The 24,560-nt window shown below is 70.6% G+C and carries 25 protein-coding genes; 15 read left to right on the top strand and 10 right to left on the bottom strand.

Going from position 1 to position 24,560, the window contains the following annotated elements:
* The first annotated feature begins 532 nt into the window (after positions 1–532).
* From QRX50_RS13040 to QRX50_RS13025, 4 genes are read left to right on the top strand one after another with little or no spacing between them, the layout of a single operon-like run.
* Entirely contained in the window at positions 533–1,621 is a 1,089-nt protein-coding gene (locus QRX50_RS13040; RefSeq protein WP_285972196.1) for a ricin-type beta-trefoil lectin domain protein, read from the top strand.
* Between the two features lie 2 nt (positions 1,622–1,623).
* On the top strand, positions 1,624–1,911 hold the full coding sequence (locus QRX50_RS13035; protein WP_285972195.1) for a hypothetical protein: 288 nt from the start codon (positions 1,624–1,626) through the stop codon (positions 1,909–1,911).
* Positions 1,908–3,494, top strand: coding sequence for a ricin-type beta-trefoil lectin domain protein (locus QRX50_RS13030; protein ID WP_285972194.1), 1,587 nt, complete (start codon positions 1,908–1,910; stop codon positions 3,492–3,494). The genes QRX50_RS13035 and QRX50_RS13030 overlap by 4 nt, the downstream gene beginning before the upstream one ends.
* A gap of 19 nt (positions 3,495–3,513) precedes the next feature.
* Entirely contained in the window at positions 3,514–4,878 is a 1,365-nt protein-coding gene (locus QRX50_RS13025) for a ricin-type beta-trefoil lectin domain protein (RefSeq protein WP_285972193.1), read from the top strand.
* Between the two features lie 511 nt (positions 4,879–5,389).
* Here QRX50_RS13025 and QRX50_RS13020 read toward each other — a convergent pair.
* Positions 5,390–6,097: a GntR family transcriptional regulator gene (locus QRX50_RS13020; RefSeq protein ID WP_285972192.1), complete on the bottom strand. Its 708-nt coding sequence runs from the start codon at positions 6,095–6,097 to the stop codon at positions 5,390–5,392.
* Between the two features lie 124 nt (positions 6,098–6,221).
* On the opposite strand from QRX50_RS13020, the gene QRX50_RS13015 reads away from it, so the two are divergent.
* The 5 genes from QRX50_RS13015 to QRX50_RS12995 are packed head-to-tail and all read left to right on the top strand — an operon-like array spanning position 6,222 to position 10,498.
* The gene (locus QRX50_RS13015; RefSeq protein WP_285972191.1) at positions 6,222–7,487 is read left to right on the top strand and encodes an MFS transporter; all 1,266 of its coding nucleotides are present in this window, start codon (positions 6,222–6,224) and stop codon (positions 7,485–7,487) included.
* Positions 7,484–8,272, top strand: a complete 789-nt coding sequence (locus QRX50_RS13010; RefSeq protein ID WP_285972190.1) for a putative hydro-lyase — start codon at positions 7,484–7,486, stop codon at positions 8,270–8,272. Before QRX50_RS13015 ends, QRX50_RS13010 begins: the two co-directional genes overlap by 4 nt.
* Complete coding sequence (locus tag QRX50_RS13005) at positions 8,263–9,012, top strand: LamB/YcsF family protein (protein WP_285972189.1); 750 nt, start codon at positions 8,263–8,265, stop codon at positions 9,010–9,012. The genes QRX50_RS13010 and QRX50_RS13005 overlap by 10 nt, the downstream gene beginning before the upstream one ends.
* Positions 9,009–9,611, top strand: coding sequence for a 5-oxoprolinase subunit PxpB (gene pxpB, locus QRX50_RS13000; RefSeq protein ID WP_285972188.1), 603 nt, complete (start codon positions 9,009–9,011; stop codon positions 9,609–9,611). Before QRX50_RS13005 ends, pxpB begins: the two co-directional genes overlap by 4 nt.
* Positions 9,611–10,498: a 5-oxoprolinase subunit C family protein gene (locus QRX50_RS12995; protein WP_285972187.1), complete on the top strand. Its 888-nt coding sequence runs from the start codon at positions 9,611–9,613 to the stop codon at positions 10,496–10,498. The genes pxpB and QRX50_RS12995 overlap by 1 nt, the downstream gene beginning before the upstream one ends.
* On the opposite strand, the gene QRX50_RS12990 is transcribed toward QRX50_RS12995, so the two are convergent.
* From QRX50_RS12990 to QRX50_RS12965, 6 genes are all read right to left on the bottom strand, one after another.
* Positions 10,467–11,087, bottom strand: coding sequence for an alpha-ketoglutarate-dependent dioxygenase AlkB family protein (locus QRX50_RS12990; protein WP_285972186.1), 621 nt, complete (start codon positions 11,085–11,087; stop codon positions 10,467–10,469). The genes QRX50_RS12995 and QRX50_RS12990 overlap by 32 nt on opposite strands.
* A 218-nt stretch (positions 11,088–11,305) precedes the next feature.
* Positions 11,306–12,361, bottom strand: coding sequence for an alcohol dehydrogenase catalytic domain-containing protein (locus QRX50_RS12985; protein ID WP_285972185.1), 1,056 nt, complete (start codon positions 12,359–12,361; stop codon positions 11,306–11,308).
* A gap of 707 nt (positions 12,362–13,068) precedes the next feature.
* Positions 13,069–13,401, bottom strand: coding sequence for a transcriptional regulator (locus QRX50_RS12980; protein ID WP_285972184.1), 333 nt, complete (start codon positions 13,399–13,401; stop codon positions 13,069–13,071).
* 74 nt (positions 13,402–13,475) lie between these two features.
* Entirely contained in the window at positions 13,476–14,297 is an 822-nt protein-coding gene (locus tag QRX50_RS12975) for an LLM class flavin-dependent oxidoreductase (protein ID WP_285972183.1), read from the bottom strand.
* Positions 14,298–14,564: 267 nt separating this feature from the next.
* A complete protein-coding gene (locus QRX50_RS12970; protein WP_285972182.1) occupies positions 14,565–15,248 on the bottom strand; it encodes a metal-dependent transcriptional regulator in 684 nt (227 codons plus the stop codon).
* A 110-nt stretch (positions 15,249–15,358) separates the two neighbouring features.
* Complete coding sequence (locus QRX50_RS12965) at positions 15,359–15,799, bottom strand: GNAT family N-acetyltransferase (RefSeq protein ID WP_285972181.1); 441 nt, start codon at positions 15,797–15,799, stop codon at positions 15,359–15,361.
* A gap of 55 nt (positions 15,800–15,854) precedes the next feature.
* Here QRX50_RS12965 and QRX50_RS12960 point away from each other — a divergent pair, with 55 nt between their 5' ends.
* Entirely contained in the window at positions 15,855–16,202 is a 348-nt protein-coding gene (locus QRX50_RS12960; protein WP_285972180.1) for a hypothetical protein, read from the top strand.
* A gap of 1 nt (position 16,203) precedes the next feature.
* On the opposite strand, the gene QRX50_RS12955 is transcribed toward QRX50_RS12960, so the two are convergent.
* Complete coding sequence (locus QRX50_RS12955) at positions 16,204–17,781, bottom strand: amidohydrolase (RefSeq protein WP_285972179.1); 1,578 nt, start codon at positions 17,779–17,781, stop codon at positions 16,204–16,206.
* Between the two features lie 47 nt (positions 17,782–17,828).
* On the opposite strand from QRX50_RS12955, the gene QRX50_RS12950 reads away from it, so the two are divergent.
* Genes QRX50_RS12950 through QRX50_RS12935 form a run of 4 tightly spaced genes read left to right on the top strand, consistent with a single transcriptional unit; the run spans position 17,829 to position 21,115 of the window.
* On the top strand, positions 17,829–18,572 hold the full coding sequence (locus tag QRX50_RS12950) for an enoyl-CoA hydratase/isomerase family protein (protein ID WP_285972178.1): 744 nt from the start codon (positions 17,829–17,831) through the stop codon (positions 18,570–18,572).
* Positions 18,569–20,101 carry an ATP-dependent acyl-CoA ligase gene (locus tag QRX50_RS12945; protein WP_285972177.1) on the top strand — a complete coding sequence of 511 codons (1,533 nt, stop codon included), beginning with the start codon at positions 18,569–18,571 and terminating at the stop codon, positions 20,099–20,101. The genes QRX50_RS12950 and QRX50_RS12945 overlap by 4 nt, the downstream gene beginning before the upstream one ends.
* Positions 20,092–20,745, top strand: a complete 654-nt coding sequence (locus QRX50_RS12940; protein WP_434533266.1) for a TetR/AcrR family transcriptional regulator — start codon at positions 20,092–20,094, stop codon at positions 20,743–20,745. Before QRX50_RS12945 ends, QRX50_RS12940 begins: the two co-directional genes overlap by 10 nt.
* 46 nt (positions 20,746–20,791) lie before the next feature.
* Positions 20,792–21,115: a hypothetical protein gene (locus QRX50_RS12935; protein ID WP_285972176.1), complete on the top strand. Its 324-nt coding sequence runs from the start codon at positions 20,792–20,794 to the stop codon at positions 21,113–21,115.
* A 107-nt stretch (positions 21,116–21,222) separates the two neighbouring features.
* On the opposite strand, the gene QRX50_RS12930 is transcribed toward QRX50_RS12935, so the two are convergent.
* Positions 21,223–22,392 carry an acyl-CoA dehydrogenase family protein gene (locus QRX50_RS12930; RefSeq protein ID WP_285972175.1) on the bottom strand — a complete coding sequence of 390 codons (1,170 nt, stop codon included), beginning with the start codon at positions 22,390–22,392 and terminating at the stop codon, positions 21,223–21,225.
* A gap of 147 nt (positions 22,393–22,539) precedes the next feature.
* Here QRX50_RS12930 and QRX50_RS12925 point away from each other — a divergent pair, with 147 nt between their 5' ends.
* Positions 22,540–23,229, top strand: a complete 690-nt coding sequence (locus tag QRX50_RS12925; RefSeq protein ID WP_285972174.1) for a 4'-phosphopantetheinyl transferase family protein — start codon at positions 22,540–22,542, stop codon at positions 23,227–23,229.
* 153 nt (positions 23,230–23,382) lie between these two features.
* Here the strand turns inward: QRX50_RS12925 and QRX50_RS12920 are convergent, their stop codons facing one another.
* The gene (locus tag QRX50_RS12920) at positions 23,383–24,537 is read right to left on the bottom strand and encodes an isochorismate synthase (protein WP_285972173.1); all 1,155 of its coding nucleotides are present in this window, start codon (positions 24,535–24,537) and stop codon (positions 23,383–23,385) included.
* Positions 24,538–24,560: the final 23 nt, after the last annotated feature.

Below are 24,560 nucleotides of genomic sequence, written 5' to 3'. Positions count from 1 at the left end.
GCGTTGCGCCACAACGAGTTCTCGGTGCTCCGAAAGCCGCCGCGCGGGGCTGCTCGCCTCCTCTCCCTCCTCCGGCAGCCCCGCGCGGTGTTCCACTCCGGTCCCCACCGGTTCCCCGTTCGCCCGGGCAGCGTGATCCCGATCGGATCGCACCACCCGGCGCCCCGGATCCCCACCGGCCCGCCTCCACCCGCGAGGCACCCGCCGGGGCGTCCACGAACGCGCTCGATCCGCCCGTTCCCCACCGGGCTCCCCTCCCCACCGGGATCCCCCGTTCCCCACCGGGCTCTCCCCTCCCCACCGGCCTGGCCCCCACCGAGCATCTCCCCAACCGCCCGACACACAGCCACCGCCCCACAGACAGCAACTGCCCGACACACAGCCCCCGCCCTCCCAAGGGGGGCGTCCCCATCCCATTCTACCGGCGAGGTCTGACAAGAAGTGGCCAAATGGCCACAGAGGGTCACCTTATCCACAACTCGCCTCGCCTGTGGACAACCGAAATCTCCCTTCCCCCAAGGAGAACCCCACCGTGCGGCGATTCCTCGTCGCGTTGGCAGGCTGTTTCCTGCTGACGCTTTCCTTCCTGTCCGGAACCTCAGCCACGGCCGCCCCCGCGGCACCCGCCGCCGCGGCACCCGCCGCCGCGCCCACCGCGGCCCAGCTGCTCGCGAAGACCAACTCGTGCCAGCAGATCTCCAACGGCAAGTACAGCTACGACGAAGGCGGCGCGGCCACCGTGCCCGTCTGCCAGTCCAGTGGCGCCGTGTTCTTCAAGGCCGACATGGACATCGACTGCGACGGCCAGCGCACGACGCAGTGCAACGAGAGCACCGACTGCTGCTTCTACCCGGACACGGCGTTCCACACGTCCACCGACCAGCCGTTGAACGCGGCGCAGCTGCCCTACATCGTGCTGCCGCAGCCAACGTCCACTTGGGACTATCGCCAGTACGGGATCGACGGTGGCTCGGTGGTCGCCGTCATCTACAACAACAAGGTCACCTACGCGGTCGTGGGTGACACCGGCCCGACGAGCATCATCGGCGAGGCCTCCTACGCCACGGCCGTGAGCCTCGGCATCGACCCCGACCCGAGCACCGGCGGCACCGAGGGCCCGGTCACCTACGTCGTGTTCCCGAACACGCACGTGAACCCGATCGAGAACCACGACACCGCGGTGAGCGTCGGCGAGTCGTCGGCGAGCAGCTGGGTCGGCGGCGGCCAGACCGACCCGCCGACGGGTGGCGTCGGCCAGATCACCGGCCTCGGCGGCAAGTGCGTGGACGTCGCGTCGGCCAACAGCGCCAACGGCACCGCCGTGCAGCTGTACGACTGCAACGGCACCACCGCGCAGCAGTGGACCGTCGGCTCGGACGGCACGATCCGCGCGCTCGGCAAGTGCCTCGACGCCGCCGGCACCGCCAACGGCACCAAGGCCCAGATCTGGGACTGCACCGGCGGCGCGGTGCAGCGCTGGACAAGGAACTCGACCGGCAACCTCGTGAACGCCGCTTCCGGCAAGTGCCTTGACGCGACGGACAACAGCTCCGCCAACGGCACCCGTTTGCAGATCTGGACCTGCGCGGCCACCGCCAACCAGCAGTGGACGGTGTCGTAGGCATGCGCAAACACCATCTGATCCCACTGCTCGGCGCGGCGGCCCTGGCACTGTCCACAATGGCCGTCCCGGCCGCGCAGGCGGCGAACGAGACCGTGAACATCTGGCTCACCACCACCGACGACGCCAAGGGTGTGAATGTCACACGCGGCCTGGAGCCGCAGACGCCCATCACGTTCTCGGCCGGCACCGGCAGCGGCCAGCAAACGATCAACGTCAACGAGAACACCACCTACCAGCAGTTCGAGGGCGGGGCGCGTCCTTCACCGACAGCGCGGCCTACCTCATGAACTCCAGCAACCTGCTGTCGGCGAGCACCCGTAGCCAGGTCATGCAGAAGCTGTTCGACCCGAACGCGGGCATCGGCATCGACTTCCTGCGCAACCCCATGGGCGCGTCGGACCTGGCGCGCAACAGCTACACCTACGACGACATGCCCGCCGGGCAGACCGATCCGAACCTGCAGCACTTCTCCATCGCCCACGACCAGGTCGACGTGTTGCCGCTGACGAAGCAGGCCAAGCAGCTCAACCCGCAGCTGAAGGTGATGGCTTCGCCGTGGAGCCCGCCGCCGTGGATGAAGGACAACGACTCCTACAGCCAGGGCTGGCTGGAATCCCAGTACTACAACGCCTATGCCCAGTATTTCGTGAAGTACGTGCAGGCCTACCAGAACGCCGGCGTGCCGATCGACTACCTGTCGGTGCAGAACGAGCCGACCTGCTGCCCCGGCTACCCGTCGACGCAGTGGAACGGCTCGGGGCTGGCGGTCTTCACCAAGAACAACCTGCTGCCCGCCCTGCACTCGGCGGGGCTGTCCAGCAAGGTCCTGGCACTGGACTGGAACCCCGACAAGTACGACGAGATCGCGGCGCCGACGGTGGACGACGCGGCCGTGCGCAACGACCCGAACTTCGGCGGCATCGCCTGGCACGGCTACGAGGGCGACGTCTCGACGCAATCGACGGTGCACGCCAAGTACCCGAACGTCAACGCCTACTCGACCGAGCACTCCGGCGGCACCTGGATCGGCAACCAGCAGGCCGAGGACATGAACAACATCGTGGACTACACGCGCAACTGGAGCCGCTCGGTCGTGAAGTGGAGTCTCGCGATCGACCAGGCGCACAACCCGCACAACGGCGGCTGTGACACCTGCACCGGTCTCATCACCGTCCACAATGGCGACGGCCGCAACGGCCAGGTCGACTTCACCGTCGAGTACTACACGATGGGCCACCTCACCAAGTTCGTGAAGCCGGGCGCGGTGCGGATCGACTCGAACGACACCTCGGCCGTGCGCAACGTCGCCTGGAAGAACCCCGACGGTTCCAAGGCGCTCATCGCGTACAACTCCACCGCGGGCAACCAGAGCGTGCGCGTGAACTGGGGTGGGCAGTCGTTCACCTACACGCTGCCGAGCCACACCTCGGCCACGTTCACGTGGGCCGGCACCCAGGCGGGCGGGGGCACCACCACGCCGCCGACCGGCCGCACCGGCCAGATCACTGGGCTGGGCGGCAAGTGCCTCGACGTCGCGTGCGCCAACAGCGCCAACGGCACCGCGGTCGACCTCTACGACTGCAACGGCACGGGTGCACAGCAGTGGACCGTCGGGTCCGACGGCACGATCCGCGCGCTGGGCAAGTGCCTCGACGTCAACGCGGCGTCCACAACGGACGGTTCGAAAGTCCAGTTGTACGACTGCAACGGCACCGGCGCGCAGCAATGGACGGCGAACTCGTCCCGCGACATCGTGAACACCGCCGCCAACAAGTGCCTCGACGTCACCGGCAACACCTCGGCCAACGGCACCCGCACACAGATCTGGACGTGCACCGGCACCGCCAACCAGAAGTGGACCGCACCGTGACCCTCCCCAGGAGTCCCCGATGAGAAGAAGAGTCTTCGCGGCGCTCGGTGGCCTGCTCGCCGCGTCCGCCGTCACCCTCATCCCGGCCAACGCGCAAGCGGCGACCGGGCAGATCACCGGCCTCGGCGGCAAGTGCGTCGACGTCGCCGGCGCGAACAGCGCCAACGGCTCGGCCGTGCAGCTCCATGGCTGCAACGGAACCACGGCACAGCAGTGGAACGTCGGCTCCGACGGCACGATCCGGGCCCTCGGCAAGTGCCTCGACGTGGCGTCGGCGGCCACCACCGACGGGGCCAAGGTCCAGCTGTACGACTGCAACGGCAGCGGCGCGCAGCAGTGGACGGTCAGCGCCGCCCACGACATCGTGAACACCGCGGCCGACAAGTGCCTCGACGCCACCGGCCAGAGCTCGGCCGACGGCACCCGGCTGCAGATCTGGACGTGCACCGGCACCGCCAACCAGAAGTGGACCGCGCCTTCCGGCGGCGGCGACACGACCCCGCCGCCCGCGGCCGGCGCGATGGCCGTGGCCCCGTACCTCTACAACGGCTGGGGCGCGCCGCCGAACCCGACGACGATCGTGAACGCGACGGGCGTGAAGTGGTTCACGCTGGCGTTCGTGCTGTCCAACGGGTACTGCAACCCGCAGTGGGACGGCGCGCGTGCGCTCACCGGCGGTGTGGACCAGGGCACGATCAACACCGTGCGCGGCGCGGGCGGCGACGTGATCCCGTCGTTCGGCGGCTACAGCGGCAACAAGCTGGAGTCCTCGTGCGCCACCGCGGGTGAGCTCGCGTCGGCGTACCAGAAGGTGATCAACGCCTACGGCCTCAAGGCGATCGACATCGACATCGAGGCCGGCGCATACAGCGACCCGACGGTGCAGCAGCGCACCGTCGACGCGCTGAAGACCGTGCGGGTCGACAACCCGGGCATCAAGATCTACCTCACGTTCGGCACCGGCACCAGCGGTCCGGACTCGAGCCTGGTCAACCGCGCCGCGCAGTCCGGCTTCGCGGCCGACGGCTGGGTCATCATGCCGTTCGACTTCGGCGGCGCCGGGCAGAACATGGGCACGCTCACCACGCGTGCGGCCGAGGGCCTGAAGAACGTCGTCAAGAACGCCTTCGGCTACACCGACGACAACGCCTACCGGCACATGGGCATCTCGTCCATGAACGGCATTACCGACCAGAACGAGACCGTGACGGTGGCAGACTTCACCACCATCCTGGGTTACGCGAACCAGCACCACCTGGCGCGGCTGACGTTCTGGTCGGCCAACCGCGACCGGCCGTGCACGGGTGGTCCGGACGACAGTTGCTCGAAGGTCTCGCAGCAGCCGTGGGACTACACCAAGGTGTTCGCCCGCTACGCCGGCTGAGGATCCGAAGTGGACTGACCCGGAAATGGTGCAACGGCGAACCGTGATCTCCCCCCCGGGGACCACGGTTCGCCGCTGCTCCACCATCTCCACCATCTCCTGGCCACGCACGCCGGATCGGGCACTGGGGGCGACCATCCCGATTCGATCTTCGCGATGGCGCCCACGCCCCGTCTGGGGGTTCCGGGGCCTGGGATGCCATTCGCTTCACGCGACCTGCTGAAGACGTTAATCAGGTGTCCGCGATCTTGACACCACCCAGACTACGGACGGCCCGAACGGCCACAATCGGATGTCCATCCGCGCGGAAGCACGCTATGTAAGCAAGTGCTTCATCCCTTTTACGACGGAAGTAGTGCTGTTCCTGAGTCGCGGACACGCAACTCGTGACAAACGTTTTCCATGGCGCAGCACACACTTTCCCGTCGGCAACGGCGATTTTCGGGTCCCTGACACGGATCCCGCCCCGGCGCGGACCCGCGGGCACTCCGGTTTGGACCACTACCGTCAGCTACGAAATCACGCCGTCCACCGAACGCTCCGAGTACGCCTCGACGAGCTGCGCTTCCGCGTCGGAGAGGTAAGCCGCGAGCAGCTCTTCCGCGCGCCGGCCGTCGCCTTCTCCGAGCGGCCCGAGCAGTTCGCGGTTGCGCGGCAGGTATCGCTCGTGGAACCGCCGCGGGTCGGCCATCACGTGGAACACCAGCCGCAGCTCGGCCGTGAGCCCCTGCATCAGCTCGACCACGCGCTCGCTGCCGGTCAACGCGACGAGCTCGCTGTGGAAGCGGATGTTCGCCGTGCCGAGGTCCTGCCAACGGCCGGTTTCGGCCGCTTCGTCACCCTCGGCGACCGTGGCCGCGATCTTGTCGTAGGACGCCGGCCGCTCGGTGATCCCGCGGACCGCGGCGCACTCGACGAGCTTGCGGACGCGGTAGATGTCGCGCACGTCGTCGACCGTCGGCACCCGCACGAAGACGCCGCGGTTGAGCTCGTGGGTGAGCAGCCGCTCGTGCGTGAGCAGGCGGAACGACTCGCGCAGCGTATTGCGCGAGACGCCCAGCGCGGTGCCGATGTCCTGCTCCGACAGCCGGCTGCCGGGCAGGAAGAAGCCCTCGGAGATGCGCGTGCGCAGCACTCCGGCGACCCGCTCCGCGGTGCTCGTGCGACTCAGCAGGCCGCGGTCGGCTTCCAGGCCCAGCGGGCTCTCGTCGGTGACCACGTCGCCCAGCGTAGCCGCAGGGTTGAGAACAATAAAATGAGAGACTTGTGGAATTGTTGAACGATCCGTACGGTGATTGCCATGTGACTCGTGCCACTATGAGAACTCTCCCTGCGAGGTACCCATGAACACGAACGTGACAGCAGGCACCACGAGTGCGGCCCGGCCGTTCGAGTGGTTCCGCTCCCTCGGCCCCAAGGGCAAACGCGCCTTCTTCGCTGCCTTCGGCGGTTACGGGCTCGATTCCTTCGACTACCAGACCCTGCCGTTCGGCCTGGCGGCCATCACGGCCTACTTCGGCATCTCCTCCGGCGAGGCCGGGCTGCTCAGCACGACCACGCTGGTCGTCTCCGCGATCGGCGGCATCGGCGCCGGCGTGCTGGCCGACCGCATCGGCCGCGTCCGCACGCTGCAGCTGACCATCGCGCTGTACACGGTCTTCACGGTGCTCTGCGGTTTCGCGCCGAACTTCGAGACGCTGCTGGTGTTCCGCGGCTTGCAGGGCCTCGGCTTCGGCGGCGAGTGGGCCGTCGGCGCCGCGCTGGTCGCCGAGTACTGCTCGGCACGCTACCGCGGCCGGACCGTCGCGTTCGTGCAGAGCGCGTGGGCCGTGGGCTGGGGCCTGCTGGTGATCGTCTACACGGTGCTGTTCAGCGTGCTCGACGACGCCGTCGCGTGGCGCGTGCTGTTCTGGGTCGGCGTGCTGCCGGCGCTGCTCGTGCTGTGGGTGCGCCGCCGGGTGTCCGACGCCGAGCACGTGACCGAACGCCGGCTGAAGACCAAGGCGCGCGGTTCGCTCGCCGGCATCTTCCGCCCCGGCCTGCTGCGCACCACGCTGTTCGCGGCGCTGCTCGCGACCGGCGTGCAGGGCGGGTACTACACGCTGTTCACGTGGATGCCCCAGTACCTCAAGACCGCCCGCGGCCTGTCCGTGGTCGGCACCGGCGGGTACTTCGCGCTGCTGATCCCCGGCGCGTTCATCGGCTACGTCTGTGGCGGGTACCTCGCGGACCTGTTGGGGCGCAAGCGAACCTTCCTGTTGTTCTCCGTGCTGTCGGCGGTGCTGATCGTGCTGTTCGTGCAGCTGCCCTACGGCGCCAACGGCCTCATGCTGCTGATCAGCTTCCCGCTGGGCTTCTCGACGTCGGCGATCTTCAGCGGCTTCGGCGCGTACCTCGCGGAGCTGTACCCGACCGAGGTGCGGGCGACAGGCCAGGGCTTCACGTACAACTTCGGGCGCGCGGTGGGTGCCGCGTTCCCCGCGGTAGTCGGGTTCATGGGCGCGGGCGGCGCGATCGCGCTCGGCGCCGTCGGGTACGCCATCGCCGCGCTCGCATTGCTGGGCCTGCCCGAAACCCGCGGACGGGAACTGACCGGGATCGGGTCATGACCACGTTCCGCGACCCCGCCACTCTGACGCCCGCCGAGGCCCGCGCGCTCTTCCGCGCGGGCACCGAGCGGCCGACCGAGGGCTGGGCGCGGGGCTACGCTCAGGCCAACCTGATCGCCGTGCCGCACGACTGGGCCGACGACGTGCTGCTGTTCTGCGCGCGCAACCCGCGCGCGTGCCCGGTGCTCGACGTCAGCCCGCCCGGCGACCCGGGCTCGCGGCTCGCGCCGGGCGCCGACCTGCGCACCGATCTGCCGCGCTACCGCGTGTGGCACCACGGGGTGCTGACCGGCGAGGTCGGCGACGCGACGGGCCTGTGGCGCAGCGACATGGTGGCGTTCTCGATCGGCTGCACCTACTCGTTCGAAGCGCCGCTGGTCGCGGGCGGGGTGCCCCTGCGGAACCTGACGCAGGGGCGCGGCGTGGCGATGACGGACCGGCCGTGCACGCCGGCCGGCCGGCTGCACGGGCCGCTGGTGGTGACGATGCGACCGGCCCCGGCCGAGCTGCTCGACCACGCCGTGCGGATCACGTCGGCGTCGCCCTCGCTGCCGGGCGCCCCCTTGCACGTCGGCGACCCGGCGGCGCTGGGCATCGCGGACCTGGCGCGGCCCGACTTCGGCGACGCCGTGGACCTGGAACCCGGTGACGTGCCGGTGTTCTGGGCCTGCGGTGTCACGCCGCAGGCGGCCGTGATGGCTTCGCGGCCACCGTTCGCCATCACGCACGCGCCGGGGTACATGTTCTTGACGGACCAACGCGAGACGGGAGTGACATGGATCTGAACAGCGACCTCGGCGAAGGCTTCGGCGCGTGGCGGATGGGCGACGACGAGGCGATGCTCGACATCGTGACCAGCGCGAACATCGCGTGCGGCTTCCACGCGGGCGACCCCGGCGTGATGCGGCGGGTGTGCGCCCGCGCGGCCGAGCGCGGCGTGACGATCGGGGCGCACGTGGGCTACCGCGACCTCGCCGGTTTCGGCCGGCGGGCGCTGGACATCTCGCCGGCGGACCTCACGGACGACGTGCTGTACCAAATCGGCGCTCTGGACGCGTTCGCGCGCGCGGCGGGGTCTTCGGTGAAGTACGTGAAGGCGCACGGGGCGCTCTACAACACGGCGGCGGTGGATCCGGCGCAGGCGGCGGCGCTCGTGGAGGGTGTACGGCAGTTCGGCACCGGGTTGGGGCTGTTGTGCCCGCCGGACTCGGAGATGCTGCGCGCGGCTTCGGCGGCCGGGGTCACGGGGTACGCGGAGGCCTTCGCCGATCGGGCTTACACGCCGGAGGGCCGGCTCGTGTCGCGCAAGCTGCCGGGCGCGGTGCTGCACGACGCCGACGAGGTCGCCGCGCGCGCCACGGCCATGGCGACGACGGGTTCGGTCATCGATGTGGACGGCGGGAAGCTCGAACTGCGTGCGGTTTCCCTGTGCGTGCACGGTGATACGCCGGGGGCTGTGGACATCGCGCGGCGGATCCGGGCTTCGCTGACGGACGCGGGGGTCACGGTGGAGTCGTTCGTGTGAGGGCCGTGTTGCCGTACGGCGGGTCCGCGGTTCTCGTGGAGTCTCAGGACGTGCTCGGGTTGCAGGCGGCGTTGGCGGCGGATCCGCCGGTCGGGGTGGTCGAGCTGGTGCCGGCGGCGCGCACGCTGTTGGTGCGGTTCGATCCCGCGGTGGTGGAGGTGGCTTCATTGACCCGGTTGTTGTCCTCGGTGTCCACTGTGGATGTTGTTACCGGCGCTTCGGAGGCGGTCACCGTGCCGGTGCGGTACGACGGGGCGGATCTCGTGGACGTCGCGGAGGCTTCGGGGTTGTCGGTGCGGGAGGTCGTGTCCTTGCACAGCTCGGCTTCGTACGTGGTGTCGTTCTGTGGCTTCGCACCGGGTTTCGCTTACCTGACGGGGCTGGATCCCGCGCTGCACCTGCCGCGCCGTTCCGTGCCGCGCACCCGGGTGCCCGCCGGTTCGGTTGCCATCGCGGGCGAGTACTCGGCGGTTTATCCGCGGGCTTCCCCCGGCGGCTGGCACCTGGTGGGGACTACGTCGGTGTCGGTCTGGGATGTGGAGCGCGACCCGCCCAACCGGCTCACACCGGGCACGCGCGTGCGGTTCGAGGCGGCGTGATGACCGGGAAGGTGGAAGTGCTCGCGACCGGCCCTTTCGCGACCGTTCAGGATCTGGGCCGGCCCGGGCTCGCCGCGGTGGGTGTCGGGCGATCCGGGGCGGCGGACCGTTCGTCGTTGCGGCTGGCGAACCGGCTGGTCGGCAACCCCGAGACGCATGCGGCGTTGGAAGTGACGCTCGGTGGGTTGCGGCTGCGGGTCTCCGAAGCCGCGTTGGTCGCCGTGACCGGGGCCGAGGTCGAGGTGCGAGCCGGCCGGCGGGCGGCCGGACCGAACGGACCCCTCGTGCTGCGGGCCGGCGAGGAGCTCGTGCTGGGCACGGCCACGCGGGGCCTGCGGTGCTACGTCGCCATCCGGGGCGGGTTCGACGTGCGGCCGGTACTCGGCGCGCGGGCCACCGACACCATGGGTGGGCTCGGGCCGCCGCCGCTCGCGCCGGGGATGACGCTCCCAGTGGGTGATGTCGTCGCCGGGCAACCGGTCGTCGACCTGGCTCCGCTGGCCCGGCTTCCGGAAGAGCCGGTGCTGCGCGTCACCCCCGGGCCGCGCCTCGACTGGTTCACGCGGACGACACTGTCCACTTTGGTCACCGCGGTTTACACGGTGACCGCCGACCTCGACCGCGTCGGCGTCCGGCTCGACGGGCCGTCGCTCGACTGCGCGCGCTCCGGGGAACTCCCTCCGGAAGCCGCCGTGCCGGGCGCGCTGCAGGTGCCGCCGTCGGGCGTGCCGATCCTGTTCCTCGCCGACCACCCCGTGACCGGCGGTTATCCCGTGCCCGCCGTCGTGTGCGAACCCGACCTCGACGTGGCCGCGCAACTGCGGCCCGGTCAGCGCGTGCGCTTCGCGCTGGACGTCACAAGCCCGACACCCGCAACGTCAGGTTGAGCCGCCCGGTCAAGCCCAGTGCCGGGTCCGATGTGCCGGGCAGGGTGCGCGGCACGCCGTGGTACGCCAGGCGCGAGGGGCCGCCGAAGACGAACAGGTCGCCGGAGCGCAGTTCGAGGTCGGTGTAGGGGCGGTTGCGGTTTTCGGTGTTGCCGAAGCGGAACACGCACGTGTCGCCGAGGCTCAGGGACACGACCGGCTCCAGGGAGCGCTCGTCCTTGTCCTGGTGCTGGCCCATTTTGGCCGTGGCGTCGTAGTAGTTCACGAGGGCGACGTCGGGGTCGTAGCCGGTCCCGTCGCCGTACGCCGTGGCCACCGCGCGCCGGCCGAGGTCGCCGAGCCAGGAGGGGAACGGGTCGACCGGCGAGCCGTCCTCGCGGATACGGGAGTAGCGGTACGGGAGCCAGTGCCAGCCGAGGCAGACCATGCGCACCGACATCACGCCGCCGCTGGGCAGGCGGGTCTGGCGGTAGCCGCGCCAGCCGCGGCACGATTCGACGAGCGACCGCTGTTCGTCGAGGTCGAGCCAGTCGGGGACGTGGACCGCGCCAGGCGCGAGTTCGGACCGGGGCCGCGGCAACAGTTCCATCGCGGAGCATTCTCGCAAAGGTTGCCACCCGGGGTTGCGGCAGAGCGAGGAGCGGCAGACCGCAGGAGCTACCCGAAGGGTCCAGCCGGGTGCTCCTGCGGCGGCACCCCTCGCCGCAACCGCCGCCCTGACACTCCCACACTCGGGTGTCACAGGCCAGGTGTCGATCAGCTACAAGATGGACACGTGACACGCTGACCAGGTGAGATCACACTGCGTCACCTGAACTCGACCACGGTCACGCCTGCCCGCGCGGGCACGGGGTCGTTCATCGCGGCCAGCGCGGCCGGCACGTCGTCGAGGCCGATCCGGGTGCCGATCAGGCCCGCGAGGTCGATGCCCGACCGCTCGACCACGCTCAGCAACTCCGGGTACTCGTGCGCCTGCAGGCCGTGGATGCCCACGATCTCCAGCTCGCCGCCGATAACCCGATGCATCGGGATCGGCGCGACGCCCTGCGCGGGCGGCATCAGGCCCGCCTGCACGTGGCGGCCGCGTTTGCGCAGGCTGCCGACCGACGCGGCGCACGTGGCCGGCGAGCCCAGGCAGTCGAGCGACACGTGGGTGCCACCGCCGGTCAGCGACCGGACGTGCTCGGCAAGCGCTTCCGGCCCGTCGAACGCGCCCGCGTCCACGCTCAGCACCGCACCCGAACGCTCGGCGAGCGCCCGCGCGGCCGGCGAGACGTCCACCGCCACGACCTTCGCGCCCGCCGCAGCGGCCAGCAGCACGGCGGAGATCCCGACGCCGCCGCAGCCGTACACGGACACCCACTGGCCGGCGCGCACTCCGCCCTGCCGCAGCACCGCGCGGAACGCCGTGCCGAAGCGACAGCCGAGCGCAGCCGCCTCCGCCGCCGACATCGCGTCCGGCAGCGCGACGAGGTTGGCCTGCGCGTGCTCGATCGCCACGAGCTCCGCGAACGACCCCCAATGGGTGGCGCCCGGCTGGAACTCGTCGTCGCAGATCTGCTGGTCACCGCGCGCACACTGCGCACAGCCACCGCACGCGCACACGAACGGCACCGTCACCCGCGCGCCGACCTCCCAGCCGCGCACGCCCGCACCGACCGCCGCGATCCGCCCCGCCAACTCGTGCCCGGCGACGTGCGGCAGCTTCACGGCCTCGTCGTGGCCCTGCCACGTGTGCCAATCACTGCGGCACACCCCCGTGGCCTCCACCGCGATCACCACCCCACCGGGCGGCGCCACCGGATCCGGCACCTCGACCACCTGGGGCAGCACCCCGAACTCCTGAATCACGACGGCACGCATGGAACCGATCGTAGAGATCGGCTATCCGTGGCCCCGCGCACTTCGGGTTCGCCCTCAACCTGGCCAGGCCGCGCACCGCCGCCCCGCCCAGGCCACTCAACCCGGCCAGGCCACGCGCTCCCGCACTGCTCAAGCCCCCGCAACCTGGCCAAGCCGCACACTCGCGCCGTGCCCAGGCCACTCAACCTGGCCAGGTCACGCACTCGCGCATTCCCAACTTGCCCGGCAACCCGAGCAGACCGCGCACCGCCGCCCCGCCTGAGCCGCTCAACCTGGCCAGGCCACGCACTCACGCCCCGCCCAAGCCCCTCAACCCGGAGACCGCGCACCGCCGGCCCGTCCGAGCCACTCTCAACCCGGCCAGACCGCGCACTCACGCGCTTCCGTCCTGCCCCTCAACCCGGCCAGGCCTCGCACCACCCCGACCAAGCCACTCAACCCGAGCAGGCCGCGCACTCACGCACTTTCGGCTTGCCCCTCAACCCGGCCAGACCGCGCACTCCCGCCGCCCCGCCGTGCCCACAATCCGAGCAGGCCGAGCAGCATCGCCCTGCCCCAGCCCTCAAACCCAGCCCCGGAGCGAGATCGCGCCGGTTTCTGGATTGGGCGGCGCGATCGGCCGCCAGGCCGATCCGGCCGCTCGATCGACAAGCCGGCTCAAAGGCGATCTCGCACGCCTCGGCGGAGCCGAGGCAGAGAACACAGAATCATCTGTGCAACTGCGCGCGTGAGCGCGGGGGCCCGAGCAGGCGGCGCAGGGAATTCGGCGGTACCCCGAGGATGTCCTCGAGATTCCTTAGGGCCTGCAACGATTCCGGCCGCTCCGGCCGGCACCGGCCCGACTGCCAGTGGCTCAATGTCGCGAGACTCAGGGAAGTTCCCCTGCCACGCAAGCGATACCTGATCCTGTCCAGTCCTAACCCCCTCGCTCTGATTGCCGCACGCAGGGCGTCCGCGAACGGACCGGCCTCGAGCAGCCGCCCGAGATCCCGTTCCGCCGTTTCCGCCCTGTCCATCGTCGACGTTCGCTGACCGGTCATCGCACACGCTCCGAACCATGTCGCTTCCCGAAACCTCGGAGCGTAGGCCGGAGTCAGCATGATCGGAAGGGCACTCACCCGCCTGCGGTGAGAGAACGAGCGATCTCCGCAAGGGTTTCTGCGTAGCCGGAATTGACGGTGACGTAGGAAATCCCCCACCGTTCGCGCCACCGGAGAAGAGTTTCCTTTGCTGCAGCCCGGTTTTCCGGAAGAACCGTGACGGCGCCGCCGGCGGCGAGCTCGGGAACGTCCACTCCGGTGTACTTCGCGATCTGCGGTGCCGGCGCATTTCCGACGGCTATCAAGTTGACCGAAAGTTCGATGTCGGCGAATCGCGTGCCCGCCATTTCACGAAGGTTGTCCACAATAGAGTCGGCTTCGGATTCCGTGGTCTGGGGTGCCCACGACAGAGTGATCACATCGGCCTCGCGCGCGGCGAGCGCGAGCATCTTCGGCCCGCCGCCGGCGAGCAGCAGCCGCGGCCGCTCGGGTGTCTCCTTCAGGAACGCGATGGTGTCGGCCAGGCGCGCGATGCGCTCACCCGGCGCCGCGAACTCGCGGCCCAGGCCGCGGGCGAACCCACCGGCGCCGGGCCGGCCGACGCCCAGGCCCAGCTCGAATCGGCCGCCCGTCACGCGGTGCAACGTGGACACCTGCCAGCCGAGCTGGCGGCCGTCGCGGAACGGGTCGGCGAGCACGAAGGTGCCCAGCGTGAGGCGACTGGTGACGGCGGCGGCCGCGGGCACGAGCGTGAGCGGGTCGGCGTCGCCGACGGGGTCGGTGGCGAGCAGGGTGTCGAGGCCGAGCTCCTCGACCCGGCGGGCCTGGTCGGTCCAGGCCTTGAGGTCGGGGGCGTACCCGGCGACGATCCCGAAGCGGAACGGTTTGGTGGTCATGGCGACCATCGTCAGCTCCGGCGGGGGTAGCCCACATCCGCCGAGGAGCGACACCGGCGCGTACGCCCGTCGGCGCAGGTTCGCTCAGCGCGGAATCGGCGATCTCGGTTGCCTGTGGACAACTCCGGTGAGCACCGGGTTTTGTCGGTGCGCGCCGGTAGAATGGATCTTGGGCGGCCCCCTGTCAGGGTGGGCCCTGCCCCCAGCCGAGCACCGCTCAGCCCAGAGCAGCTCGGCGCTGACAGCTCAGCCCCGAACCAGAACAGCTCAGCGCACCGCGACAGACAGCGCTTGCGCGATCTCCTTGCCGATCGCGTGCGTCGCCGCGTCCGGCGGCTGGCCCACCTTCACGACCATCGGCCCGCCGAACGGCTGGCGCTCCACCACCTCGATGCGCTCACCCAGGCCGATGGCGTGCTCGGTGAGGTAGCGCAGCAGCTCCGGGTCCGTGTCCCACACGCGCACGATCTCGCCGACGGCGCCGGGCGGCAGGTCGTCGAGGATGCGCATCGGCACCTCCTCGATGCTGCCGTCGGGGGCCGGGATGGGGTCGCCGTGCGGGTCGCGCAGGGGGTTGCCGAGCTTCGCGGCGATGCGCTCGACCAGCCGGTCGGACACCGCGTGCTCCAGCGCGTCGGCCTCCGAGTGGACCTCGTCCCAGGTGTAGCCCAGCTCGGAGACGAGGTAGGTCTCGATCAGCCGGTGCCGGCGCAGCACCGAGCGCGCCAGCAGCCGCCCCTCCGCGGTCAGCTCGATGCCCCGGTAGGGCACGTGGGCCACCAGCCCGAGCTGCGAAAGCTTCGTGACCATGCCCGACGCCGACGAAGGGCTCACCTCGAGCCGTCCCGCCAGCGTCGCGTTGGTCACCGCCTCACCGCGCTCGACGAGCCCGTAGATCACGCGCACATAGTCCTCGACCGACGACGACCTCCGGACGGAACCATCTTCCATACCGCATACGATACGGGTTCACCCCTCACCGTCCGGACGCCGTGGGGCGCCCGAATGTGGTTCAACGCTGAACGACTCTGTCAGGCCCAGCGTGGTCCCGACAGCGGCACTCACGGCCGCCAGCGGTACCGGATCCAGCCCGGCACGGGCTCCGCGCCCAGCTGTTCGTAGAACGCCTCGGCCTTCTCGTTGCCCGCCTGCATGTCCCACTCGACTCGGCCGGTGGTGCGTGACCGCAGCTCGTCGAGCAGCTCGCGGCCCAGCCCGTGGCGGCGGTGTTCGGGGCGGATGAACAGGTCGTCGAGCCAGATCCCCGGCCGCGCTTCCCAGGTCGAGAAGTTCCAGCTGCAGAACGCGAAGCCCGCGACCACGTCCGGGCGGCCCGGCGGCGTCGCGAGGACGACCCACGCCTTGGGCTCGGGCCCGAACAGATACCCGCTCATCTCGGCGCGGTCGAGCTTCAGGTCGTGCTTGTCCTCGTACAGGGCGTGCTCTTCGATGAGCGCGCAGATCTCTTCGGCGTCTTCGAAGACGGCGTCGCGGACGGGCATGCGAGGAGCCCCAATCTTGTCGGTTCTTGTCGGTGGTGGCGGTTACGGTGCGGACATGAGCCCCGAAGACCGGTTCGAGGACCTGATCGACGAGCTGCTGGGCGGCGAAGACGCCGAGGACGTCGAGCCGCCGCGGCCCGGGAGCGGGTTCGGGTCGAGTGCCCTGCGCGTGGACAACCGCATCTTCGCCATGCTCGTGCGCGGACACCTCGTGGTGAAGCTGCCGAAACCGCGCGTCGACGCGCTGGTGGCCGAAGGCCATGGCGTGCGGTTCGACGCGAACAAGGGCACGCCGATGAAGGAGTGGTTCACGCTCGACGAGGGCTCGTCGCTCGGCTGGCCCGCGCTGGCGCGCGAAGCGTGTGCGTTCGTCGGCAAGCAAGACAAGCGGGGCAAGCGATAGGTCACGATGCCTCGTAGCGCAGCTCGCCGCCTACGGCGGTGGCGAGCACACGGAGATCATCCATAGTGGACAGTGGATCACCCGAGAGGACCACGAAGTCGGCCAGCTTGCCCGGCTCCAGCGTGCCGAGGTCGTGTTCGGCGAAGGTCGCGTACGCCGAGCCGTAGGTGTACGCGCGCAGCGCCTCCTGCGGGGTGAGCGCTTCCTCGGGCGAGAACGGCGCCCCCGACGACGTGCGCCGGTGCACCATGTCGGCCAGGCCGAGCAACGGCGCGCCGTCGACGACCGGACGGTCGGAGCTGGCGGCCAGCACGCAGCCGGCGTCGAGGACGCTGCGCAGGCGGTAGCACCACGGCACCCGAGCCTCGCCGAGCGCCGCGCGCATGCCGTCACCCAGCTCGTTCACGAACCGCCCCTGCGGCGACGCGATGAGCCCCAGCCGGGCCAGCCGAGCCAGCTCCGCCGGCTGCAGCACCGCGCAGTGCTCGATGCGGTGCCGGTGGTCCTCGCGCGGCGAAGCGGCCAACGCGGCCTCGTACGCGTCGAGCACCACGGTGATGGCGCGGTCGCCGATCGCGTGCGTCGCGATCTGCCAGCCGGCGTCGTGCGCGAGACGGATCGTGCGCGCCAGCTCTTCCTCAGGTACCTGGAAGTAGCCGCGGTTGTCCGGCTCGCCGGCGAACGGCTCGTGCATCGCGCAGGTGCGCCCGACCAGGGAACCGTCTGCGAACAGCTTCATCGGGCCGACGCGCAGCCACTCGTCGCCGAAGCCCGTGCGCAGGCCCAGGTCGAGGCCGAACCCGGCGCCGTCGGGCAGGTCGTGGAGCACGCTCGCGGCCACCATCACGGTGCTCCGCACGCGCAGCACCCCGCGTTCGCGCGCCAGCTGGTAGGCCGCGAGCTCGGCCGGCGTCTCGCCCACGAGCCCTCCGCCGATCCCGGCCTCCTGCACGCTCGTGATGCCCTCGGACAAGAACTGCTCGCTCGCGCGGTCGAGGCCGCGGACCACGGACTCCACCGGCGCCGGGTAGGTCAGCGGCCGCAGCAGCAGCTGGGCCTGCTCGCGCAACAGCCCGGTCGGCGACCCGGCGGCGTCGAGCACCACGTCGCCGCCCACCGGCACGTGCGCGAGGTCGAGCTGATGCAGCACGGCGGAGTTGACCACGGTCATGTGCCCGGACGTGTGCTTGAGCCGCACGAGCATCCCGGGCGCGGCGCGGTCGAGGCCGTGGCGATCCGGGTGCGCGCCGCCGGCCAGCTTGTTCTGGTCGTAACCGCTGCCGATGACCCAGCTGCCGACGGGCAGCTCGGCGGCCCTGCGCGCCACGGCGTCGTAGACCTCTTCGACGCTGCGGCAGCCGCTCAGCGGCACGTCGTCGAGGCCCATGCCGAACCACGCCATGTGGTTGTGGGCGTCGTGGAAGCCCGGCACCACGTACGCACCGCCGAGGTCGATCCGCCGGCGCGCGGAGAGCGCCTCGGCGTCTTCACCCAGCGCCACCACCCGGCCGTGCAGCACGGCGAGCGCGCCTTCCCCGGTGAGCAGCCGGGCGTTCTCGTACACCGCGTCGACCCGCATGAACGAGACCCTATCGATCGATCGATCGAACGTCTAGGCTCGCTGCCATGAGCACCGTGGACCTCGCCATCGAGGGCGGCATCGCCCACATCCGGCTGAACCGCCCCGAGCGGCTCAACGCCGTGGCGCCCGTGCTGGTGGACGATTTCCTGACCGCGCTGGACGGCGTCTCGCGCAGCACTGCCCGCGTGGTCGTGCTGTCCGGCAACGGCCGCGCCTTCTGCGCCGGCCACGACCTCAAGGAGCCGACCCCGGAAGGCGACTCTCGGGCGCGGCTGGACCGGCTGCAGGACGTGACGCGGAAGCTGCGCGCACTGCCACAGCCGGTGATCGCCGCCGTGCACGGCTACGCGCTCGGCGCCGGCGCGGAGTTCGCACTCGGCTGCGACCTGGTACTGGCCGCCGACGACGCCGTGTTCGGCTTCCCCGAGGTCTCGCTCGGGCTGAGCGTGACGGGCGCGGCCTCGCGCCTGCTGCCGTTGCTCGTCGGGCCGATGAGGGCCAAGGAGCTGCTGCTGCTCGGCGAGCGCTTCGACGGCCTGCGCGCCCACGACCTGGGCCTGGTCAACGCCGCCGTGCCGGCCGCCGAGCTCATGACACTGGCGCTGGGCTGGGCCGAGAAGATCGCGCACCATCCCGCCGAGGCCGCCACGATGGCCAAGCGGGCGCTCGACTCCGGCCTCGACCACGCCCTGGAATCGGCCCTGGAGCTGGAGGTCAGCCACGCGCTGATCACCGAGCACTCGGCCGCCGTGCGCGAGTCCACCGAGGCGTTCCGGAGCCGTGCGTGAAGCCTCTGCAGCAGGCCGACACCCTTGTGGCGCTGCTCGACCGGGCCACGCAGCTGTGGCCGCAGCGCACGTCGTGGGTCTTCGACGCGACGGGCGAGCGGTTCACCTTCGCCGACGTCGACGAGCGCAGTGGCCGGTTCGCCGCCGCGTTGCACGAGCTGGGCGTGCGGCCTGGCGACCGCGTGGCCGTGATGCTGCGCAACCAGCCGGAGTTCCCGCTGCTGTGGCTCGCGCTGGCGAAGCTCGGCGCGGTGCTGGTGCCGGTGAACACGAACTACCGCGAGTTCGACGGCGCCCACGTGCTACGCCACTCCGGCGCGCGGTTTGCCGTCGCGGCTGAGGAGTTCGTAGCGCTGCTGGAGAAGATCGCGCCGGACACCGCCGTGGAGCGGGTGCTGACGCCGGCGGACCTGCGCGCTGCCGAACCCCGGCCGGCCACGGACGTGGTCGCCGAGCAGCCCGTGAACATCCAGTACACCTCCGGCACCACCGGTGCGCCGAAGGGCTGCGTACTGCCGCACCGGTACTGGACCACGCTGGCGATCAGCCTCACCACGGACTTCCCTTCCGTGGGCGAAGAAGACGTCCTCCTGACCGCCCAGCCGTTCCACTACATCGATCCACAGTGGAACGTCGCGTTGGGACTGGCGGGCGGCGCGACGCTCGTGGTGCTCGACCGCTTCCACCCCTCCACGTTCTGGGCCAAGGTGCGCGAGCACGGCGTCACGTGGTTCTACTGCGTCGGTCTGATGCCGACGCTCCTGCTCCGCCAGCCGCCGCACGAAGACGACCGCAACCACCGCGTACGCGCGATCTGCGCGTCGGCCATCCCGCGCGAGCTGCACGCCGAGCTGGAACAGCGGTGGGGCGCGCCGTGGTACGAGGCGTTCGGCATGACCGAGACCGGCGGCGACATCCGCGTGCCGGAGGCGGACCACGACGTCGCCGTGGGCACCGGCTGCATCGGCCGGCCCAGCCGCGACCGCGAGGTGATGATCGCCGACGAGCACGGGAAACCCCTGCCGCGCGGGAAAATCGGCGAGCTGCTCATCCGCGGCATCGGCCTGATGCACGGCTACCACGACGATCCGGAAGCCACCGAGCGCGCGTTCGCCGGCGGCTGGTTCCACACGGGCGACCTCGCGAGCATGGACGCCGAGGGCCGCGTGTTCTTCGTGGGCCGCACCAAGGACATGATCCGGCGCAGCGGCGAGAACGTCTCGGCCGACGAAGTGGAACGCGCGCTGCTGCTGCATCCCGCCGTGCGCCTGGCGGCCGTGCTCGCGGTGCCCGATGAGCTGCGCGGAGAAGAGGTGAAGGCCTACATCGTCCGCGACGGCGAGGTGACGCCCAAAGAGCTCGCCGAATTCTGCGCGGAGAAGCTCGCGTACTTCAAGGTGCCGCGCTTCTGGACGTTCGCCGACGAGCTGCCGCTCACCCCGTCCGAACGCGTCGCGAAGGGCGAGCTGCGGAAGGTGGCGGATCTGCGCGCGGGCGCATGGGACCGGACCACGGGGGCATGGCTGTGAGCAGCGGGGAACGCGTACGCGCGGCGGCCGTGAAACTGTTCGCCGCCAAGGGTTTCCACGGCACGGGCATCCGCGACCTCGCGAGCGAGGCCGAGCTGTCGTCGGCGAGCCTGTACCACTACATGGGTACCAAGGAGGACCTGCTCGTCGAGATCATGACCACCGCGTTGCGGCGCCTGCTCGACGCGGCGGGCAAGGCCACCGCGGGCGCGGTCGATCCCGTGGCGCGCCTGCGTTCGCTCGTCGCGCTGCACGTGCTCGCCCACGCCGCGCGGCCCGCCGAAACCCGCGTGGTGGACAACGAAGTCGACGCGCTTTCGGATGCCGCGCGTACGCGAGTCGTCGCTCTGCGGGACGAATACGAGAGCCTGTGGGCGCAGGCGATCTCCGACGGCGTCGCCGCGGGCGTGTTCCAGACCGCGCACCCGGCTGTGACGCGCCTGGCACTGCTGGAGATGTGCAGCGGGGTGGCGCGCTGGCACTCGCCGCTGGGCCCGTTGCCGCTCGAAGACCTGGCCACGCACTACGCGGAGCTGGCGCTGGGCGCCCTCGGCCACCCCGTCGCCGTGGCCGTTCCCGATCTGCGACAGTGCCTGGAAGTGGTCGCCCAGGTGTGGGACATGCCTGTTCAGCCGGGGTTTTAGCGGCCTACGCCTTGCTGATTGGGCGAACGTGGGGGACGCTCGAAGGGTGACTGAGCAAACGATCCACCTGGAATTGGACGACTCGGGTCTCGCACCTAGCCTGCCCGCTCCAGCAAATCCCCGCGACCAGGTGCAGGATGTGCCTTACCGCCCGGTCGAGTTCCGCGACGACGATCTGCCGACCGCACTAGAGCGCTGTGCCGTGTGGTTGCGTCAAGCTCAGGAGTGGCTCGGTGAACCGCTCGACGTCCTGGCGATTCACCTCGACTACGACGACCGCCAGGGGTCGCCCTACTACGACGTCAAGGTGCTCTGCAACGAAGAGGACCTGGCCGGCGTCCCCATCGCCCTCCGCAACAGCAGCAAGTGATTAGCTGAGAACACCGTTTACCCATTGACGGCCTCGTGGCCGGACCGCGCGTCCCGCCACGAGGCCTTCACGGTTTTCATGCCGTTTTCACAAGGCTTGTACCCGCCTCAGCCGAGTGCGCCGCCGACCTTCACGTGGCCCTTGAGGAGGTTGCGCGCGATGGTGCGGCGCTGGATCTCGTCGGTGCCCTCGTAGATGCGCAGCAGCCGCAGCTCGCGGTACCAGCGCTCCACCGGCAGCTCGCGCGTGTAGCCCATGCCGCCGTGGATCTGCAGCACGCGGTCCACGATCTCGTTGGCCTTCTGGCCGCCGTAGAGCTTCGCCATCGACTGCGCGTGGCGCGAGTCCATCTTCTGGTCCACCTGCCACGCGGCGTGCAGCACGAGCCAGCGCAACGCTTCGAGCTCCACGCCGGAGTCGGCGATCATCCACTGGATCGCCTGGCGTTCGGCGATCTTCTGCCCGAACGTCTCACGCGTGTTGGCGTGCTCGATGGCCATGGTGATCAGGCGCTCGCACGAACCGATCGCGCGGGCGGGCAGCAGGTAGCGGCCCTGGCCGATCCACTGCATCGCGAGCTCGAAGCCGCGGCCCTCTTCGCCGAGGATCTGCGACTCGGGTACGCGCACGTCCTGGAACACCAGCGCCGCCGGGCCCCACTCGCCCATCGTGTCGATGTACTCGGACTTCCAGCCCATCTCGCGGTCGACGAGGAAGCAGGTGACGCCGCCGTTCGCACCCTTCTCCGGGTCGGTGATGGCGAAGACCATCACGAAGTCGGCCTCGTTGCCGCCGGTGATGAAGGTCTTCTCACCGTTGATGATCCAGTCGGAGCCGTCCTTGCGCGCGGTGGTGCGGATAGCCTTCGCGTCGGAGCCGGCGCCGGGTTCGGTGATGGCGAAGCACGACTTGCGCTCGCCGGAGATCGTCGGCAGCAGGTAGGTCTGCTTCTGCTCCTCGTTGGCGTGGAACAGAATGTTGTCCGCGGCGCCGCCGAAGCGGAACGGCACGAAGGTGCGGCCGAGCTCGGCCTCCAGCAGCGCGGCCATCACGGCCGACAGCCCCATGCCGCCGTACTCCTCCGGCGTGAGCACGCCCCAGAACCCGGATTCCTTGGCCTTGAGCTGGAGTTCCTTCAGCTCGTCGGCCGTGACCCCCGGCTGGCCGGCGCGTTCGCGGCGGAGCACCTCCTGCTCACGCGGCACGAGCTCGCGCTGGACGAACGTGCGCACCCAGTCGCGCACTTCGCGTTCTTCGGTGCTCAGGGTGAAATCCATCGGGTCGTCCCTTTCCAAGCCGTCCGGCTAAGCGCTTGCTTAGCCGAGGGTACCGCGTCGTCTTGGGGTCCCCCCAGCACCCGGCCGGTTACCGTGACAACACGCCTCGGCGCCGGGAAGATCGAGGGTGGACGAGGAGGGTGCCAGGTGACGCAAATCGTGGTCCGGTGGTCGGAACCGCTGGCGGTGGAAGACCGCTTCCTGCGGTTGCTCGACGAGCTCGAGCGCGGCCGCTTCGAGGCCTACCGACTGGAGCTGGACAAGCGCCGTTTCCTGACCGGCCGCGTGCTGGCGAAGACGCTGACTGCGGCGCGCCTGGGCGTGTCCGTGGAGTCCGTGGTCTTCGACGCCACCTGCGAGGACTGCGGCAAGCCCCACGGCCGGCCCCGCGTGCCCGGCTCGGACCTCACGCTGTCCATTTCGCACTCGGGCCAGCTCATCGGGGTCGCGGCCACCGACGGCGTGCCGGTGGGGCTGGACGTCGAGACCTCTTCGCGCCGGGCCGACCGGTCGCTCATCGAGTACGCGCTGAGCCCGGCCGAGCAGCAGGCCGTGGCGGGGTTGCCCGAGGCCTCGCGGTCCGCCGCCTTCTTCGTCTACTGGACCCGCAAGGAGGCCGTCATGAAGGCCACCGGCAAGGGCCTGAAGATCCCGCTGCAAAGCATCACGTTCTCGCCCTACGACGCCCCCGCCGAGCTGGTCTCCTCAGGCGACCCGGCGCTGGACCCGGCCCGCACCCGCCTCGCCGACCTCAAAGCGACCGAGGGCCACCGCGCGGCTGTCGCGGCCCTCACCACGGAGGCGCTGGAGGTCACCGAGGAGCACTGGCTCCCCTGACGGCCCCGAGCACCCCAATGTGGCGTTCGGTGCGTTCAACGCACCCAATGTGGCGTTCGGTGCGTTCAACGCAACCAATGCCGCATTGGGGTGCTTCCCGCAGTCCGGGTCAGGCGGAGCCGGCGCGAGACGGCGAAGCAGGAGGGCGTTCGGCTAGACCAGGCCCATCGCGCCGAGCAGCGTGCGGAACTTCGCGATCGTCTCGTCGAACTCCGCCTGCGGGTCCGACGCCGGCACAATCCCGCCGCCCGCGTACAGCCGCATCGACGTGTCCGCCACCTCCGCGCAGCGGATCGCCACGGCCCACTCGCCGTCGCCGGCCGCGTCGACCCAGCCGACGCTGCCGGCGTAGTAGCCGCGGTCGAAGGGCTCCAGCTCCTGGACCAGGTCGCGCGCGGCGGCGGTCGGGGTGCCGCAGATGGCGGGCGTCGGGTGCAGGGCCGCGGCGAGGTCGAGGGCGGTGACGGAACGGTCGACGAGCTCGCCGGTGATGGCGGTGCGCAGGTGCCAGATGGCGGGCGTCGACACGAGCTCCGGGGCCGGCGGCACGTCGAGCTTGCGGCAGAACGGCCGCAGGGCCTCCACGACGTAGTCGATCACCACGGCGTGCTCTTCCTGGTCCTTCGCGGACGCCAGGAGGGCCTCGCCGTTGGCGCGGTCCGCGACGGGATCCGCCGAGCGCGGCATGGACCCGGCGTGCGGGGTCGTGAACACGGAGTCGCCGGCGCGGGAGAGCAGCAGCTCGGGCGTGGCGCCCACAAGCGTGCGCCCGCCGGGCAGCTCAGCGGCGTACGTGAAGTGGCGCGGGTTGCCGCGGGCCAGGTTGCGCACGATCTTCTCGACCGGCACCGACGACGAGAACTCGAGCTCCAGAGCCCGGGCGAGCACGGCTTTGCGCAGGCCACGGTCACGCAGGGCCGCCACGGCGGCCCGCACGTTGGCCTTGTGGCCCTCCTCGGACGGCACCTCACGGGTGAGCGTCGGGGCGGGCAGGTCTTCGGCAGCCGGCGCGGCGCCGGTCGAGGCCTCCGCCTGCGCCCGGTGCACGGTGCGCGGCAGGACGAGGTGACCCGGCGTGGTCGTGTCCGGGCCGGTGTCGAACGGCAGCGTCCCGACCGCGAGCGGCACGCCCGAGCCGGTCAGCTCTTCGGCCACGGTCCGGGCCAGCCGCCGTGGATCGGTGTCGGTCACGGCAGCGACCGAACCCTGGGCGAGAAGTGCTCGCCGGGCCGTCGCGAACAGGAAGTCGCCGCGCTGGTAGCGGACGGTTGTCTCGACCGGGGTCGCCGGTGCGGTACTGGTCGTCACCGCTCCAGCGTCCCAGGATCCGG

Origin of the sequence: Amycolatopsis sp. 2-15, assembly GCF_030285625.1 — a bacterium.
GTDB lineage: Bacteria > Actinomycetota > Actinomycetes > Mycobacteriales > Pseudonocardiaceae > Amycolatopsis > Amycolatopsis carbonis.
The sequence above is the reverse complement of the archived record's forward strand: the minus strand, read 5'-3'. Positions and strand labels throughout refer to the sequence as shown.